Annotated in this window: 14 protein-coding genes, 1 pseudogene and 1 riboswitch; of the genes and pseudogenes, 10 read left to right on the top strand and 5 right to left on the bottom strand. The window is 61.1% G+C overall.

Annotation, left to right across the window (positions count from 1 at the left end):
- Positions 1-174: 174 nt before the first annotated feature.
- Positions 175-287: riboswitch (SAM riboswitch) on the top strand.
- A gap of 103 nt (positions 288-390) precedes the next feature.
- The 3 genes from QFX07_RS06605 (at position 391) to QFX07_RS06595 (ending at position 3,690) form a co-directional block, all read left to right on the top strand.
- On the top strand, positions 391-1,737 hold the full coding sequence (locus tag QFX07_RS06605) for a bifunctional o-acetylhomoserine/o-acetylserine sulfhydrylase (protein ID WP_279742007.1): 1,347 nt from the start codon (positions 391-393) through the stop codon (positions 1,735-1,737).
- Positions 1,738-1,927: 190 nt separating this feature from the next.
- Positions 1,928-3,238, top strand: coding sequence for a homoserine O-acetyltransferase MetX (metX, locus tag QFX07_RS06600; RefSeq protein WP_279754351.1), 1,311 nt, complete (start codon positions 1,928-1,930; stop codon positions 3,236-3,238).
- Between the two features lie 218 nt (positions 3,239-3,456).
- Positions 3,457-3,690, top strand: coding sequence for a MerR family DNA-binding protein (locus QFX07_RS06595; protein ID WP_348539262.1), 234 nt, complete (start codon positions 3,457-3,459; stop codon positions 3,688-3,690).
- Between the two features lie 127 nt (positions 3,691-3,817).
- Here QFX07_RS06595 and QFX07_RS06590 read toward each other — a convergent pair whose 3' ends face one another.
- Positions 3,818-4,633, bottom strand: a complete 816-nt coding sequence (locus QFX07_RS06590) for a MerR family transcriptional regulator (RefSeq protein ID WP_279754352.1) — start codon at positions 4,631-4,633, stop codon at positions 3,818-3,820.
- A gap of 94 nt (positions 4,634-4,727) precedes the next feature.
- Here QFX07_RS06590 and QFX07_RS06585 point away from each other — a divergent pair, with 94 nt between their 5' ends.
- Entirely contained in the window at positions 4,728-5,480 is a 753-nt protein-coding gene (locus QFX07_RS06585) for an alpha/beta hydrolase (protein WP_279754353.1), read from the top strand.
- A 594-nt stretch (positions 5,481-6,074) separates the two neighbouring features.
- Here the strand turns inward: QFX07_RS06585 and QFX07_RS06580 are convergent.
- The 3 genes and pseudogenes from QFX07_RS06580 to QFX07_RS06570 form a co-directional block, all read right to left on the bottom strand.
- Positions 6,075-7,544, bottom strand: coding sequence for a multicopper oxidase family protein (locus tag QFX07_RS06580; protein WP_279754354.1), 1,470 nt, complete (start codon positions 7,542-7,544; stop codon positions 6,075-6,077).
- Between the two features lie 71 nt (positions 7,545-7,615).
- Positions 7,616-7,840: a hypothetical protein gene (locus QFX07_RS06575; RefSeq protein ID WP_279754355.1), complete on the bottom strand. Its 225-nt coding sequence runs from the start codon at positions 7,838-7,840 to the stop codon at positions 7,616-7,618.
- 72 nt (positions 7,841-7,912) lie between these two features.
- Positions 7,913-8,269, bottom strand: a pseudogene (locus QFX07_RS06570) (sensor histidine kinase); the annotation flags it as partial.
- Between the two features lie 136 nt (positions 8,270-8,405).
- Here QFX07_RS06570 and QFX07_RS06565 point away from each other — a divergent pair.
- From QFX07_RS06565 to QFX07_RS06555, 3 genes are all read left to right on the top strand, one after another.
- Positions 8,406-8,732, top strand: coding sequence for a heavy-metal-associated domain-containing protein (locus tag QFX07_RS06565; RefSeq protein WP_279754356.1), 327 nt, complete (start codon positions 8,406-8,408; stop codon positions 8,730-8,732).
- A gap of 260 nt (positions 8,733-8,992) precedes the next feature.
- Positions 8,993-11,017 (top strand): copper-translocating P-type ATPase, encoded by a 2,025-nt coding sequence (locus tag QFX07_RS06560; protein WP_279754397.1) that lies wholly within the window; start codon positions 8,993-8,995, stop codon positions 11,015-11,017.
- A 47-nt stretch (positions 11,018-11,064) separates the two neighbouring features.
- A complete protein-coding gene (locus QFX07_RS06555) occupies positions 11,065-11,253 on the top strand; it encodes a hypothetical protein (RefSeq protein ID WP_279754357.1) in 189 nt (62 codons plus the stop codon).
- Between the two features lie 376 nt (positions 11,254-11,629).
- Here QFX07_RS06555 and QFX07_RS06550 read toward each other — a convergent pair whose 3' ends face one another.
- Positions 11,630-11,845 (bottom strand): RNA-binding S4 domain-containing protein, encoded by a 216-nt coding sequence (locus QFX07_RS06550; protein ID WP_279754358.1) that lies wholly within the window; start codon positions 11,843-11,845, stop codon positions 11,630-11,632.
- 235 nt (positions 11,846-12,080) lie between these two features.
- Here QFX07_RS06550 and QFX07_RS06545 point away from each other — a divergent pair, with 235 nt between their 5' ends.
- The 3 genes from QFX07_RS06545 to dusB all read left to right on the top strand — a co-directional run bounded on the left by QFX07_RS06545 (position 12,081) and on the right by dusB (position 15,940).
- Positions 12,081-13,460 (top strand): glycine--tRNA ligase, encoded by a 1,380-nt coding sequence (locus QFX07_RS06545; RefSeq protein ID WP_279754359.1) that lies wholly within the window; start codon positions 12,081-12,083, stop codon positions 13,458-13,460.
- Positions 13,461-13,588: 128 nt separating this feature from the next.
- Positions 13,589-14,566, top strand: coding sequence for a GNAT family N-acetyltransferase (locus tag QFX07_RS06540; protein WP_279754360.1), 978 nt, complete (start codon positions 13,589-13,591; stop codon positions 14,564-14,566).
- A gap of 207 nt (positions 14,567-14,773) precedes the next feature.
- Entirely contained in the window at positions 14,774-15,940 is a 1,167-nt protein-coding gene (gene dusB / locus QFX07_RS06535; RefSeq protein WP_279754361.1) for a tRNA dihydrouridine synthase DusB, read from the top strand.
- Positions 15,941-16,004 lie beyond the last annotated feature (64 nt).

The raw sequence follows: 16,004 nt of genomic DNA, 5'->3' as shown, positions 1-16,004 counted from the left end.
CATTCTAATTACCTCGCCCTCTGACTGTCCCGGCATCGTCACTCACGTTTTGTTGCAGGCGATTTTTGGTGACAGACGTTAAAAAACGTCATCTTTGCAATGAAATGTCTTAAAGTACCGCACACCCACAAAACCCTTGACCCCACCCCGTGCCCTATGACACTCTAAATAACAGGTCAAGAGCGCCAGCGATAAGCCCCAGCTAGCTGGCCGGCAACCCTCCTCCGCGGTGGGGTGCCCTGGGTGAAGACCGGGCGGCACGCAAGAGCGTGACGCAAGCGCGGGACCGATGTGACCGAAAACGGTACATCAATCGTGACAGGATTATTCGACGACGATTCCTGTACCGTCGGCATGCGGCCCCCTAAGAATCCCCATTAGGAGCCACGCATGAGCAACAACACTACCGTCCCGACTCCCGCCAACCCCGCCGGTTGGAAGTTCGAAACCCGCCAGATTCACGCAGGTCAGGCGCCGGATGCCGCAACGGGAGCTCGGGCACTACCCATCTACCAGACCACCTCTTTCGTCTTTGAAAGCGCCGAGCAGGCAGCGAACCGTTTCGCCCTCGCCGAGCTGGGCCCCATTTACACTCGCCTCAACAACCCCACCCAGGAAGCAATTGAAAACCGTATCGCTTCCCTGGAAGGCGGCGTTGGCGCGCTACTGCTGGCATCCGGTCAGGCAGCTATCACCTACGCAATCCTGAACATTGCCGGTGCAGGCGATCACGTAGTTGCATCGCCCTCCGTATACGGCGGCACCTACAATCTGCTCAAGTACACCCTCGCCGACCTCGGTATCGAAACCACCTTTGTGGAGGACCCGGACGACCTGGACGCATGGCGCGCCGCAGTCCGCCCCAACACCAAGCTCTTCTACGGCGAGTCCGTGCCTAACCCCCGTAACGACGTGCTCGACATTGAGCCTATTGCTGCAATTGCGCACGAAAACGGTGTACCCCTGATTGTGGACAACACCGTACCCACCCCCTACCTGCTGCGCCCCATCGAACATGGCGCGGACGTGGTCGTCCACTCCGCAACCAAGTACCTGGGTGGCCACGGAACCTCCATCGGCGGCGTAATCGTTGATTCCGGTAACTTCGACTACGGTGCAGACCCCGAGAAGTTCCCCAAGTTCAACCAGCCCGCCCCCGGCTACCACGGCCTGGTCTACGCACGCGACCTGGGCAAGGACTCCGCATTCGGCGCGAACCTCTCCTACATCCTGAAGGCGCGCGTCTCCCTGCTGCGCGACACCGGTGCCGCCATTTCCCCGACCAACGCCTTCAACATCGGTATCGGTCTGGAAACTCTCTCTCTGCGCATCGAACGCCACATTGAAAACGCTACCAAGGTTGCCCACTGGCTCGAAGCGAACCCGCAGGTCGAGAAGGTCATCTGGGCTGGCGTGGAATCCTCCCCCTGGTACGAGCGTGCACAGAAGTACCTGCCCAAGGGCCCCGGCGCGGTTCTCGGCTTCACCCTCAAAGACGCAACCCTGGAGCAGACTCGCGACTTCGTAGACGCCCTGAAGCTGCACTCCAATGTGGCGAACATCGGTGACGTGCGCTCGCTCGTAATTCACCCCGCCTCCACCACCCACTCCCAGCTTTCCGCTGAGGAGCTGGAGAAGATCGGCGTGTACCCGAACTTTGTGCGCCTGGCAGTAGGCATTGAGAACATTGATGATATTCTCGCCGACCTGCAGCTGGGCTTTGACACCCTCTCCTAAACGGTGATGTAATCCGCAGGTGGACCGGTAAGCTACGGCTTTTCGGTCCACCTGCGGATTCCCCGTTACGGAGCGTTTTGTCACTGCGCGGCGCTGATGCCGCCCCACCCGTTGCTCCTTCTACCCACAGACGAGTACCCCGCTCACACCCGGCACTACCTTGCCGGCCAAACCCAGTGAAGGGACCCCCATGACTACCCAGAGCACTAACCAGTCCGGTACCACCCAGCCTGTTACCGCGCCCATCCCCGTGGCAGGTACCCAGCGCGAACACCCCGAAGCACAAGGCTATCTGCGTCAGCTGAACATCGGCGATTTGGAGCTCGTATCCGGCGTGATTCTTCCGCAGGTCACTATCGGCTACGAAACCTGGGGTACGCTCAATGAGGCTGGCGACAATGCCATCCTGATTTTGCATGCACTCACTGGCGATACGCATGTCTCTCGGGGCGTACCCACCCCCGACATGCCCGCCCCGCTGATTCGGGCTATTGAATCGGATGGCTGGTGGGAAGGCATCGTGGGGCCCGGCTCGGTCGTAGACACTAACCGTTATTTTGTGATTGCCCCCAATATTCTGGGTGGTTGCTATGGGTCGACTGGACCGGCAAGCATCATTCCCGAAGGTTACCCGGGTGCCGGTGAATACTGGGGTTCCCGCTTCCCGCAGGTAACCATCCGTGATTCTGTGCGTGCTGAGGCGTACCTGGCCCGGGCCCTGGGGGTGACCAGCTTCCGCTACGTGATTGGTGGTTCTCTCGGCGGCGCTCGTGCCCTGGAATGGGCGGCAACTAACCCTGAGCTGGTACGTGGATGCGCGGTGATTGCCTCCGGCCCTTCAGCAACGGCGGAGCAGATTTCATGGGCTCACACCCAGAATATTGCGATTCGTTCGGATGCGAACTTTGCCGGCGGTGACTACTATGCCGGTCCCGCGCCGACCGCAGGACTTGCCTTAGCTCGCCGTATCGCGCACACCACCTACCGCAGCCCCGCCGAGCTGGAGCACCGCTTCGGCCGTGAAGAGAACCGTGGCGAAAGCATCGTGGGTGGCTCGCTGGGTGAGCCGCGTGGCCGCTACGCTATCGAAAGCTACCTGGACCATCACGGTGCCAAGCTGGTTGAGCGTTTTGACGCGAACAGCTACCTGGCGGTTAATGAGGCACTGATTTCGCACGACGTGGCGCGTGGCCGCGGCACCCTGGCGCAGGCGCTGGCGCACACCGATTGTGAGTGGACGATTGCGGCGGTGAACACGGACCGTCTGTTCTTCCCGCATGAGTCGCACCGCCTGGCGGAGGCGCTTCCCACTCCGGTGCCCGTGGACATTATCGAGTCGAACCACGGCCATGACGGCTTCTTGATTGAGGCGAAGCAGGTGGAGAAGATTTTGGCGCGTGCCCTCGGCGTTGAAGATGAATCTGCCACCCAGAGTGAGGCGCAGCGTGAACGTGAAGCTCTGGAGTCGATGACTCGACTGTACGGCGCTGTTACTCGCTAAGGCAACCGGCACCCGGGCGCGTTACGCGCATCCCGCTGAATGTTGTTTTCTCCAAACAGTGGGTGTGGGATTGTGAGGGAATGGCTGGGTATTCTCAACTGTCTTTCCGCCCGTTGAGAATTAACGTTCACCTTAACGGTTGGGTTATGGGACGCCGGGTGCTCGTATAGCGTGAGTGCCCGGCGTTTCTTGGAACTCGCGCTTTTGACGAGGAATTCATCTCCTCGGTACGGTTTATTGCTACCTGCCGTCAGACCGGAATGAGTCTTGCCGACAATCGCACAATTTTGGATAATCTGGATAACCACGCACTCTCCATCGACGTGATGGAGCGCGCCCGCCGAAAGATTGAAAACGAGATTGTCGGGCTGCAACAGAACCTTAAACACCTGGATCGCCGTATTCAGGAGCACCGCCATCACCTCGACAGCACCCGCTCGATAACCATCTAGTTTTAATGCACAAACAGCATGTAACACCTGGTAGACCCGATGTAGGGAATACCGGGCATCTTTTCATATTCAGCTGAGTATGCTTGGTTACTCATGCTAAGCTGCTGGGTATTTTCAGCTTCTAGCTTTAGCTCCAGGTAGCTTCCAGCGGGTCAACACCGTGTGCACGAGCATTCTCATAGATGACTTCCCGCAACCACTCTGCAAGCCCGGTCACGAGCTTCTCGTAATACGCCTTGAAGCGGGCATCCTCAACGTAACCGCGGGCTAGAATAGCGTGCTTAGCGGGGGTGACCTCAAAGAAGAACAGGGAGGCGCGGTGCCGTTCGGCGAGCGCATTCGCCTCCTCGCTGCCCGGCTGCACGCCGTGGTTGAACGCCTCGACGAGGGCTCGTTCTACCTCGTCAATCTGCTGTTTGCCGTTCTGCCAGTCGGCACGGTCCATTGAGGCAGTACGGCGCTGGTATTCAGCCCAGTCGTCAGTTTTCTCGTAACGCTCCTGCGCTTCCTGCTGGTGGGCGAGGCTGAACCCTTCACCCATAATCTCTGCTTTTTCGGCAGCGCTGAGCTGCTCATTTTTAGGTGCCATAGTGTCCTCCAAAAGGCGTTCGATGGTTTCAAGCATGCGCCGGTGGGCGGCGATTTTGCGTTGAAGCATATCCCGCTGAGCGAGCAGATGCTCGGTGCTGTTCTCCTGGTCCTGCAGTATGTTGCGAATAGCGTCAAGGCCCATGCCGATGGAGCGGTACCCCAGGATGACGGTGATTCGTTCAAGGTCTGTATCGGTGTAGTACCGGTGCCCGTTGAACTCATCATGTGCCGGGTTGAGTAAGCCCCGCTGCTCCCAGTGGTGTAGCGTGCGGACTGTGAGCCCGTGCAATGATGCTGCTTCTCCTACGGTGTATTCATGATGCCAGTCAGGTGGTGTTATGTTCGCGTCCATGGTGTCACTCTAAAACCTGACGTTAGGTGAGGGTCAAGCTGGCGGCGGAACCTACGGTGCAGGTTTGCGCGGCAGTCCTCGCTAAGATGGGTGCATGAGCGAAAACAAATACGTCGTCGAATACACCCGCCCCGAGAACGAACGAGCAGGCACCCACCTAGTGCTCATGCTGCACGGCTACGGCTCCCAGGAGCACGATCTGCTGTCCCTGGCGGCGCACCTACCACAGGAGGGGTTTACCTACGCCTCCATGCGTGCGCCGCAGCCGGTCGGTACCCAGTTCTCCGCGGACTCGACCGGCGCTTACATTGCCGCAGATGCTATCGGCTACCAGTGGTACCCGCTGAACCAGCAGCTCGAATCTAACCAGCGCGCCATCGAACAGGCGAGCGACTACGTGCTGGAATGGGTGCGCGAGAACCGTGCACCGTACGCTTCGGTGACCCTGCTGGGCTTCTCGCAGGGCATGGGTGTCGCAACTTCGATGGTGCGTCATGCCCCCGGCGAGTTCGCTGCGGTGGTGGGTCTGTCCGGCTACGCGGTGGACTCGGATTCGCCGTACTTCAAGGATGATGAGCTGAAGAAGACCGAACTGCCGGTGTTCTTTGGTCGCGATCAGGAAGACCCCGTCATCCCGCAGGAGATGGTGAACTACACCTATGACTGGATCCGCAAGTACACCGACGGCATCAAGGTGCTGTACGCCGGTGTCGGCCACGGCGTTGGCCCCATGGAGATTCGCCATGTGGGCGAGTTCCTGGAGGTGAAGGTGCAGGGTCAGGAGCCGCGTATTCGTGAGCAGAAGGTTGCGGAGGCGACCGGCGCCGTGGAAGGCTCTGAATCCTAAATCGACTAAACGTATAGCCCTCGGGTCATCATGACTCGGGGGCTTACGTGTGGTTCCGTTTGGAAAGGCGGTTATCGTCCTCGTTCCTACAGAGCACCCGCCCTCGCTTCGCTTCGGGCACCCTGATGTCACTTTCGGACGATACCGCCTTTCCGCGCTGGGGTGCTGTGCGGGTGCGGCCGCGTTTTCCGGATGCGCCCTCAGGGTGTCAGCCCGGACGCTCTCCGATGCGGAGTGAGGAGAGGGCGGAGCGTCCGGGTGACGGGTGCCCCTGCGTAGGCGCGGAGGAAATGACGTTATGGCGCACAGTGTAGACGTGGTATCGGGTGCCCCTGCGTAGGCGCGGAGGAAATATGCGGCGCCCCGCCCCTGCTTAGTGAGGGGAGGAACGAAGGGGAGCACCGCGGCAACCACGATGGCGGCTCTGCGGGGTGTGCTCGGCACGGATTAGATCTTCTTATTCCGGGGCGGTGGGAAAGAAGACGGTGTTCTGGCTGTCCCGGAAGACCACAACACCGAGGAAGATCATCGTGCTGCCCGGTGGGTGGTCTGTAGCGACTCTGCCCACCTCGGCACTCAACCCTGCTGTGGGGGTTACGTGTAGCGAAGCGAGCTGAACATCCCGGTTTCCATGTGATAGGCGTTATGGCAGTGAAATGCCCACTCACCGGGGTTCTCAGCAATCAGGTCGGCGATTATGGTTTCACCGCCGCGGAGAAGGACGGTGTCCTTGCGTAGCCCGCCGCTGCCGGGCAGCGACCACGTGTGGCCGTGGATGTGCATGGGGTGGGGCATCATGGTCCTGTTGTGCATGACCATCCGCAGGCGCTGGCCCTCCTGCACGGTCGCGGAGGAGGATTGGCCGTCGGTGAGAATGCTCCATTTATACGGCATCATCTGCCCGTCCAGGTCGATGCTGACTTCTCGGTCTGGTGTGCCCTCGGGCAGGAGTGCACGGTCTGCTGGCTTCAGGGAGGACAGAAGCAGCCCGGTGGACGACAACTCGGGGAAGTCGACATCGGGGCTGGGGGCCTGGCCGCCGGCGGTGCGGATGACGGCGAAGGCGCGGTCGTTCTTACCCACCGCCAAAGCCGTGAGCGGGAAGACGCCGTCGCCGAGGATGACCTCGACGTCGACACGCTCGCCCATCGACAGGTAGATCGATTCGGTCTCCAAGGGCTGGACAGGGAAGCCGTCGGTGTGGGTAACGGTCATGCGATGACCCCCGAGGGCCAACTTGAAGATGGTGTCACCTCCGGAGTTGATAAACCGCAGGCGGGCCTTGTTGCCCGGGCGAGCCTCGAAGGTCCGGTGAGCACGGGGGATACGTCCGTTGATGAGGTAGTACGGATACATCACATCGCCGGCATCCCCGCCCAGTACCCGGTCCGGGGTGCCGTGATGATTTCCCATTCCCATCTTCCCGTGATGGTCGCCCGAACCCATTCCGGTGAGCTTGTCGAGCTCATCGTCGGGAGTGCCCTGAATGCCATCGACCCAGTCGTCGAGCACGATGGTCCACTCAACGTCATGGTCCTCAGCGTCTTGCGGATCACGGATGATCAGTGGGGCGTGGAGGCCGCGATCAAGCTGCAGGCCGGCGTGGGAATGGTAGAAGTAGGTGCCACCCTGGGGGACTTTAAAAACATAGGAGAAAGACTTGCCAGGTTCAATGGGGTCCTGGGTCATGCCGGGCACACCGTCGGCTGCGTTGTGGAGTGCGATGCCATGCCAGTGGATGGAGGTGCTCTCAGGCAGTTCATTGGTGATATCGACCTGGAGGACGTCGCCGACAGTGGCCTCAATGGCCGCATCCCCGGTGTTAGAGACGTATCCCCACGTCTTGGCTTCGATGCCGCCGATATCCAGGGAGAGGGGCCGGGCGGTCAGCGTCCGGCGCACCGTCGGCTCACCGAGCGCAGTGGGGGTGGGAGTGGGGCGAAGGGAGGGACCTGGTGTCGAGGCAGCGGGTCCAGGGTTGCTGGTGCAGGCGGCCAAGGCCCCGGTGCCGGCGAGGGCGAGCCCGCCGAGCAGAAACTGTCGTCGGGGAAACGCGTTCGTCATGATTTAACCTTTCTTGGTACAAGATTTCAGTGATATGGGAGACAGGCGCAGGTGAGGACTCTGCTGAGCCATCACGTCAGGCGCAGGTCTGTGACACAGATGGCACCGTCGTCGGTGGTGGAAAACTCCGTGGTGCCGGTACGCCCCTGGTAGCTGACCTCAATCAGGCCGATGGCATCATCGGTGATTGTGACCTGGATATCCTCATTGTCGAGTTCCCCCAGGCAGGTCGTGAGGCTGTGGTAGAAGCAGTCGTGGGAGGCCATCGGCCAGAGGCGGGGCGGGGAGGTGATCATGGGAAAGCTCCTACGAGTCGGTGGGATGCGGTGATGCCACCTCTCCAGCATATACCCCCCTGGGGTATATTTTCAAGGGGGTAGGGTATGGCTCTCGCGCGGGGCAGGGCGTGGTCGCCGAGTAGCCTCCTCACTATTGGGAGGGGACAGTGGGAGGCGGAGGGTAAACACTGCTCTGCGACCGGGCCCGGGGGAGGTGGCGGTGAGAGTGCCGCCGTGGGCCTCAATCTATGCCTTGGAGATGGTCAGACCGATACCGGCCCCGCCATTGTCCCGACTGCGGGCGCCCCCCCCCGGGTAGAAGCGTTCGAAGATGTGTCCGGGCTGGCCAGGTGGGATGCCCTCGCCGTCATCGGCGACGTGGATGAGCGCGGTGGACACCCCCTGTCGGTGGACGCTAATCCGGACCTGCCTGCCGGCCGGGGTGTGTCCTCCACCTCTTGAAAATATACCCCTGGGGGGTATATACTGGAGAATAGCATCGCCGCCCTCAATATATACCCCAAGGGGGTATATGCTGGAGAGGTGGCATCACCGCATCCCACCGACCCGTAGGAGCTTTCCCATGATCACCGCCCCGCCCCGCCTCTTGCCGATGGCCTCCCACGGCTGCAGCTGTTGCGGACCTGCCTCACGTGCCGACACCGTCTCCAACCCTGCCGCCAGCGACTCGTCAGCAGGAGGGTCCTCCTCTAGCTATCAGGTCACCGGCCTTACCTGCGGGCACTGCGCGAAAAGCGTGAACCAGGCCCTTCAGACCCTCCCCCAAGTCGACGACGTCCAGGTTGATCTCGCTGCTGGTGGTGTTTCCACCGTCACGGTCACCGGTGTCGTACCTCCGGAGACGGTTCGCCGGGCTATCGAGGCGACCGGCTACACCGTCTTATCCTGATCGATTTACCCATCATCTCGACCCCGACCGGGTTGAGCGAAAGGAACGTCATGAACACTCCCCATCATTCCGGCGATCGCCATGGTGATCACCCCGCTCCAGAAACAGACCACACCCACCACCCGGATCATGCCAGCCACGAAAACCACGCAGATGCCGACACCCACGGCCAGGCGATGCCCCACGGTCACCCGCACTCTGTCCTGGACGAAGACCACCAGGTTCATGGTCACGGCGAACACGCCGGGCACAGCACCGCAATGTTTCGGGAACGCTTCTGGTGGTCACTGATTCTGTCCATTCTCGTCGTTATTTTCAGCCCCATGGTCGCCCACCTGCTCGGCTACCCCCTCCCGGAATTCCCCGGATCCACCTGGATTCCCCCGATACTGGACACGATCATCTTCGTCTACGGCGGAACGCCTTTCCTCAAGGGCGGATGGAAGGAACTGAAATCCCGCCAACCCGGGATGATGCTCCTGATTGCCATGGCCATCACCGTGGCGTTTGTCGCCTCCTGGGTCACCACTCTGGGGCTGGGCGGTTTTGACCTGGACTTCTGGTGGGAGTTGGCCCTGCTGGTGACCATCATGCTGCTGGGACACTGGCTGGAGATGCGCGCTCTCGGGGGTGCGTCCTCCGCGCTTGACGCGCTGGCTGCCCTATTGCCGGATGAGGCCGAGAAAGTCATCGATGGGACCACCCGCACCGTGGACATCTCCGAGCTGGTCGTCGGCGACGTCGTACTGGTGAGGGCCGGTGCCCGGGTGCCGGCCGACGGAACCATCATCGACGGAGCCGCCGAATTCGATGAGGGGATGATCACCGGCGAATCCCGTCCCGTCTTCCGCGACACCGGTGACAAGGTGGTCGCCGGTACCGTGGCCACCGACAACACCGTCCGCGTCCGGGTGGAGGCTACCGGCGGGGACACCGCCTTGGCCGGAATCCAACGCATGGTTGCCGACGCACAGGAGTCCTCCTCCCGGGCCCAAGCCCTGGCGGATCGGGCGGCGGCGTTGTTGTTCTGGTTCGCGCTGATCTCTGCTCTGATCACCGCGGTGGTGTGGACCACCATCGGCAGCCCGGACGATGCCGTGGTGCGCACGGTCACGGTGCTGGTCATCGCCTGCCCGCACGCCTTGGGCCTGGCGATTCCGCTGGTCATTGCGATCTCCACCGAGCGGGCCGCGAAATCCGGGGTGCTCATCAAGGACCGGATGGCGCTCGAGCGGATGCGCACCATCGACGTGGTGCTCTTCGATAAAACCGGTACCCTGACCGAGGGCGCGCACGCGGTCACCGGTGTCGCGGCAACTGTCGGCGTCACTGAGGGCGAGCTGCTGGCCCTGGCCGCCGCCGCAGAGGCCGACAGCGAGCATCCCGTGGCCCGCGCCATCGTGGCGGCCGCGGCCGCCCATCCCGAGGCCTCTCGTCGGCAAATCCGTGCAACTGGTTTCAGCGCCGCCTCCGGCAGGGGGGTCCGGGCCACTGTCGATGGCGCTGAGATCCTCGTGGGCGGGCCGAACATGCTGCGCGAGTTCAACCTCACCACCCCGGCCGAGCTCACCGACACCACCAGCGCCTGGACCGGGCGTGGGGCCGGTGTACTCCATATTGTCCGCGACGGTCAGATTATCGGTGCGGTGGCCGTCGAGGACAAGATCCGCCCCGAATCCCGCGCCGCTGTGAAAGCCCTGCAGGACCGCGGGGTGAAGGTCGCGATGATTACCGGTGACGCGCAGCAGGTGGCCCATGCGGTTGGCCAGGACCTGGGGATTGATGAGGTCTTCGCCGAGGTTCTGCCCCAGGACAAGGACACCAAGGTCACCCAGTTACAGGAGCGTGGCCTGAGCGTGGCCATGGTCGGCGACGGTGTCAACGACGCCCCGGCCCTGGCCCGCGCCGAGGTCGGCATCGCCATCGGAGCCGGCACGGATGTGGCAATGGAATCCGCCGGAGTGGTCCTGGCCAGTGACGATCCCCGGGCAATATTGTCGATGATTGAGCTCTCGCAGGCCAGCTACCGTAAGATGATCCAGAACCTCATCTGGGCGTCCGGTTACAACATCTTGTCCGTGCCCCTGGCCGCCGGCGTGCTCGCCTCTAGCGGCATTCTGCTTCCCCCGACTGCTGCTGCGGTGTTGATGTCGCTGTCGACGATTGTGGTGGCGCTTAACGCTCAGTTGCTGCGCCGGATTGATCTGGACCCGGCCCACCTGGCTCCCACCAGTCCGAAGGAAGAACACACCACGCCTACTCCGGCATCCACCGCCGTCCACTGATTCACCACTTCTCTCCACTGCCCCATATGACCCTGAAAGGCTCCACCATGAAGCGCACCCTTCAGGGTCATATGGGGACCATGGACGAGATGGGTGGAATGAATCACGGCGTGAGCGCCATGGAGATTCGCCATGTGGGCGAGTTCCTGGAGGTGAAGGTGCAGGGGCAGGAGCCGCGTATTCGTGCGCAGAAGGTTGCGGAGGCGACCGGCACCGTGGAAGGCTCTGAATCCTAAATCGACTAAACGTATAGCCCTCGGGTCATCATGACTCGGGGGCTTACGTGTAGTTCCGTTTGGAAAGGCGGTTATCGTCCTCGTTCCTACAGGGGCTGGGTGGGTGGACGCTATACCCTTCCTCCGCTCCTGCAGGGGCACCCGCCGCACCCGGACGCTCCGCTCTTCCTTGCTCCGCGGCGGAGAGCGCCCGGGTGGGCACCCTGATGTCGCTTCCGGAGGGTATAGCTACCCTCGGCTCTGGTGAGGTGCGCGCGGAGGGGCGGTGTCGTCCGTAGTGACATCAGGGTGCCCGAAGCGAAGCGAGGGCGGGTTCCCTGTCGGAACGAGGGCGAACACCGTCCCTCGCATGTAGCCCTAACCAAGCAGAGAGAGGCTAGCCCTCGTGCGCAACCTTCACGGTCACGCTGTTGAAGGTCACCGTATCGCCGGGGTGCAGCTGCTTGCCGCGTGCTTCCTCAATGTCGCCGTTGACCTTTACCAGGCCGTGCTGAATGACCTCGCGTGCCTGCGCGCCGTCCTCGACAAGGTTAGCTAGCTTCAAAAACTGGCCCAGACGAATCATGTCGTCGCGAATAAAAATTTCTTCCATGCTCTCTAGTTTATCCCGTCGGGTGCATCCTGGCGTCCGGCAAAAAAAAGGGGGAGTGGTGGGCCGGGGCAGGCATACCCAGGGGTGGGGCGGTGATGGTACCCTAGTGTCTTGCATCAAAAAGTGTGCATATTGCGCCGATGAGCGCGAATACGGGCGCCCCGTTCTGGGCGGTGTCCCTTATGAACCCGAACTCACGCACGTCACAGCCGGTGGCGGGGCAGAAGGAGTAACTATGGCTGAAAAGTCCACCCTCGATAACGTTATTGCGCTCGCGAAGCGCCGCGGCTTTGTTTTTCAGGCCGGTGAAATTTACGGCGGTTCCCGCTCCGCATGGGACTATGGCCCCCTCGGTGCAGAGCTGAAGGAAAACATCCGTCAGCAGTGGTGGCAGCGTTTCGTCCGCTCTCGTGCGGATATGGTTGGCCTGGATTCCTCCGTTATTCTGCCTCGTGCGGTGTGGGAGGCGTCCGGTCACGTGGCGACCTTCACCGACCCGCTGGTTGAGTGCCTGTCGTGCCACAAGCGTCTGCGTCAGGATCACCTGTTGGAGAACTTTGAGGCGAAGAAGGGCCGTGCGGCTGAGGGCATGGAAGAGATTGCTTGCCCGAACTGTGGTACTCGTGGTGAGTGGACTGAGCCGCAGAACTTCTCCGGTCTGATGAAGACTTACCTGGGCCCGGTTGATAATGAGGAGGGTCTGCACTTCCTGCGCCCGGAGACCGCTCAGGGTATTTTCGTGAACTTCAACAATGTGGTCACTGCTTCTCGTAAGCGCCCGCCGTTCGGTATTGGCCAGATTGGTAAGTCGTTCCGTAACGAGATCACTCCCGGTAACTTCATTTTCCGTACTCGTGAGTTTGAGCAGATGGAAATTGAGTACTTCGTACACCCGGATGACGCTGATAAGTACTTTAACGAGTGGGTTGAGGATTGCTGGAACTGGTTCATTGACCTGGGTATTAACCCGGAGAACATGCGCCGCTTCGACGTTCCTCAGGATGAACGTGCACACTACTCGGCTGGCACTATTGACGTTGAGTACCGCTTCGGCTTCCAGGGTTCCGAGTGGGGCGAGCTGATGGGTGTTGCGAACCGCACCGACTACGACCTGGGTGTGCACAACGAGCACTCCAATGCGAAGCTTGAATACTTCGACCAGGCTACCGGTGAGCGTTACGTGCCGTACGTGATTGAGCCGTCCTTCGGTCTGACCCGCTCCATGATGGCGTTCCTTGTTGACGCATACGTCGAGGATGAGGCACCCAACACTAAGGGCGGCGTGGATAAGCGCGTCGTGCTGAAGCTCGACCCGCGCCTGGCGCCGGTCAAGGCTGCTGTCCTGCCGCTGTCGAAGAAGGCTGAACTGTCTGAGCCGGCAACCAAGCTGGCGAATGAGCTGCGTGGCCTGTGGAACGTGGACTACGACGAAGCGGGCGCTATTGGCCGCCGTTACCGCCGCCAGGATGAGATCGGTACCCCGTTCTGCATCACCGTGGACTTTGACACTCTCGAGGATCAGGCTGTGACTATCCGCGAGCGCGACACCATGAACCAGGAGCGTGTGGCTCTGGATCAGGTGAAGTCTTACCTGGCTGCACGCCTGGCAGGCTAAAAATAATTCATAACATGATCGGCGGGTAGCTTCTTGGAGTGAAAGAGGCTACCCGCCGTCGTGTATTTGGGCTACCCTGGTTAGACTGATTGGCACGATTGATGCGAGCGAAGGAAAGGTGCACGAACATGGCTAAACGCCTCAGCGAAAAATTTGAGATTCGCCCTTGGCAGGAGGGTGATGACCTTGCCCTGCTTGAGATTTGGAACTCTGCCCGCAATGAGAATGAGGAGCGCCAGCGTGGCCTTTTCGGCCCGGATACGGACGTGCCGTTTAGCCGCACCCTGGTGGTGACTGTTTCTGGTGTTCCGGTTGCTGCGGGTACTGTGGTTGCTTCGCTGCTGCATCCGACGCGCCTGTGGTCGTATGTGGAGGTGGCTACTGATCACCGCCGTCAGGGTATCGGTTCGGCGCTGCTGGATGCGTTGCGTGAGATTGCGGCGGAGCACGGTCAGACCACTGCTCTGCGCGTGAAGTTGGCGCCGTTTAGTGACGGTGAGGAGTTCGCACAGGCGGCTGGTATGAAGCTGATTCAGCGTTCCCGTATGGTGCGTGTGGAGCCGGGTGCGATTCCTCCGGTGTCGTTGCGTGAGGATGCTGACGGTAACGAGACTCAGGCTATTGAGGATTTGGCGACCGGTTCGGTGGAGCTGACCGCCGCGCTCTGGAATTTCTACCGCCGCGCCCATGAGTGGGATGTTCCCGCCGAGGTGGGTCTGGGTACGGTGAACCGCTACTTCCTCTCGGACGAGGTGCGTGCTTTTGGTGCCGTGGTGCTTCGCGACCATATTCGTGAGGCTGCTGCCGAGGGTAAGAAGGGCCCGATTGTTGCATTTGCGGTGAGCTACCACCCGTTCGAGACTGACCCGGAGGCGGCCCTGGTGGATGAGAACACCGCCACCGAACTGCTGCTGGGCTACGACTTTGATAATGAGGGCGCCGTGGAGGCGATTATGCAGGTACTGTCCCTGCTGAGCGCTAAGTATCCTGTGCTGGTTGAGGTTGATGACTCTATGGAGGCGCTGGTTCAGGTAACCGATGTGTTGCTGCGTGCCGGTACTGCTTCAGTGGAGGGTGACCCGACCTATATTTACGTGACCGAGTAGGTTTTCGGTACCGGGCCTGCTGGCTGATTCTTGCTGAGAGGGGCGGGGGAGTGGAGTGCTTCCCCGCCCCTTGTGCGTACCTGCGCCTCCTGGCGGTTGCTGTGCCTGCGCCATGCCGCTGTGCTGTGTTGTGCTGTTGTGTCGCGCCGCTGTACCCCCTCAGCTGAGTCCGGTTCTCAATTTGCCCCCGTATGCCACAATATAGGGGTGAATTCTGAAGCACCCCGTCTTACCCTTCCGCCCCTGAAACTGGGCAAACTGACCGTTGATACTCCCGTGGTTCTCGCCCCGATGGCTGGCGTGACCAATAAGGCTTTCCGCCGCCTCTGCAGTGAATATGGCGGCGGCCTGTACGTTACCGAAATGGTGACTGCGCGTGCCCTGGTGGAGCGTAAGCCCGAGTCCATGCGCATTATTGAACATGACCCGGACGAGAAGATCCGCTCCATCCAGATTTACGGTGTGGACGCGGTCAATGTCGGTAAGGCTGTGCGCATGGTCGTTGAAGAGGACCGAGCCGACCACATTGACTTGAACTTTGGTTGCCCGGCTCCTAAGGTGACTCGCCGCGGTGGCGGTGCCGCCCTGCCCTGGAAGACTGACCTGTTCACTGCGATCGTGCAGACCGCGGTGAAGGAGGCGTCCCGCAACGATATTCCGCTGACCATTAAGATGCGTAAGGGTATCGACGATGACCACATTACGTTCTTGGAGTCCGCCAAGATTGCTCGTGATACCGGTGTTGCGGCGATTGCCCTGCACGGTCGTACTGCGGCTCAGCATTATTCGGGTAAGGCTGACTGGGATTCGATTGCGCAGCTGCGTGAGCTGATTCCGGATGTGCCGATTCTGGGTAATGGCGATATTTTCTCCGCTGAGGATGCGGTGCGTATGGTTGAGCAGACCGGCGTGGACGGCGTGGTGATTGGTCGCGGCTGCCAGGGTCGCCCGTGGCTGTTTGGTGACCTGCAGAATGCGTTTGATGGTTCGTCGGAGCGTATCCGCCCGACCCTGACTGAGGTGTCGGACATGATTTACCGCCATGCAGAACTGCTGGTGGAGACTTTCGGCGATGAGACCCGAGGCCTGCGTGAGATCCGCAAGCACGTGGCGTGGTACTTCAAGGGTTACCCGGTCGGTGGCGAGCTACGTGCGAAGATGGCTCAGGTGCCCGATCTGGTGACGTTCCGTGAACTGATTGCTCAGCTGGACCACTCGATTGGTTACCCGGGTGCCGCCGTGGAGGGTTCGCGCGGTCGTGCCGGCAGCCCCAAGCAGCCGCACCTGCCCGATGGCTGGCTGGATTCGCGCATCCTGGGGGATGCTGAGCGTCTGGGCCTGGTCGAGGCTGAGCTGGATATTTCCGGCGGCTAAACACCTGTACTTGTGTGCCGCGGCGTGCTGTTTGCGCGTCGCGGCACATCCTTTTTTGCGAGCC

The organism is Rothia similimucilaginosa, assembly GCF_029850985.2.
In the GTDB taxonomy this organism is placed as follows: domain Bacteria; phylum Actinomycetota; class Actinomycetes; order Actinomycetales; family Micrococcaceae; genus Rothia.
This window is presented reverse-complemented; position numbering and strand designations above follow the sequence as displayed.

What these genes read in the sequence shown, in the direction of transcription:
- QFX07_RS06545 (WP_279754359.1), top strand. Translation starts at nt 12,081, where the DNA reads ATGGCTGAAAAGTCCACCCTCGATAACGTTATTGCGCTCGCGAAGCGC.
- metX (WP_279754351.1), top strand. Translation starts at nt 1,928, where the DNA reads ATGACTACCCAGAGCACTAACCAGTCCGGTACCACCCAGCCTGTTACC.
- QFX07_RS06605 (WP_279742007.1), top strand. Translation starts at nt 391, where the DNA reads ATGAGCAACAACACTACCGTCCCGACTCCCGCCAACCCCGCCGGTTGG.
- QFX07_RS06555 (WP_279754357.1), top strand. Translation starts at nt 11,065, where the DNA reads ATGAAGCGCACCCTTCAGGGTCATATGGGGACCATGGACGAGATGGGT.
- QFX07_RS06560 (WP_279754397.1), top strand. Translation starts at nt 8,993, where the DNA reads ATGTTTCGGGAACGCTTCTGGTGGTCACTGATTCTGTCCATTCTCGTC.
- QFX07_RS06585 (WP_279754353.1), top strand. Translation starts at nt 4,728, where the DNA reads ATGAGCGAAAACAAATACGTCGTCGAATACACCCGCCCCGAGAACGAA.
- QFX07_RS06550 (WP_279754358.1), bottom strand. Translation starts at nt 11,845, where the DNA reads ATGGAAGAAATTTTTATTCGCGACGACATGATTCGTCTGGGCCAGTTT.
- QFX07_RS06575 (WP_279754355.1), bottom strand. Translation starts at nt 7,840, where the DNA reads ATGATCACCTCCCCGCCCCGCCTCTGGCCGATGGCCTCCCACGACTGC.
- QFX07_RS06565 (WP_279754356.1), top strand. Translation starts at nt 8,406, where the DNA reads ATGATCACCGCCCCGCCCCGCCTCTTGCCGATGGCCTCCCACGGCTGC.
- QFX07_RS06580 (WP_279754354.1), bottom strand. Translation starts at nt 7,544, where the DNA reads ATGACGAACGCGTTTCCCCGACGACAGTTTCTGCTCGGCGGGCTCGCC.
- QFX07_RS06540 (WP_279754360.1), top strand. Translation starts at nt 13,589, where the DNA reads ATGGCTAAACGCCTCAGCGAAAAATTTGAGATTCGCCCTTGGCAGGAG.
- QFX07_RS06590 (WP_279754352.1), bottom strand. Translation starts at nt 4,633, where the DNA reads ATGGACGCGAACATAACACCACCTGACTGGCATCATGAATACACCGTA.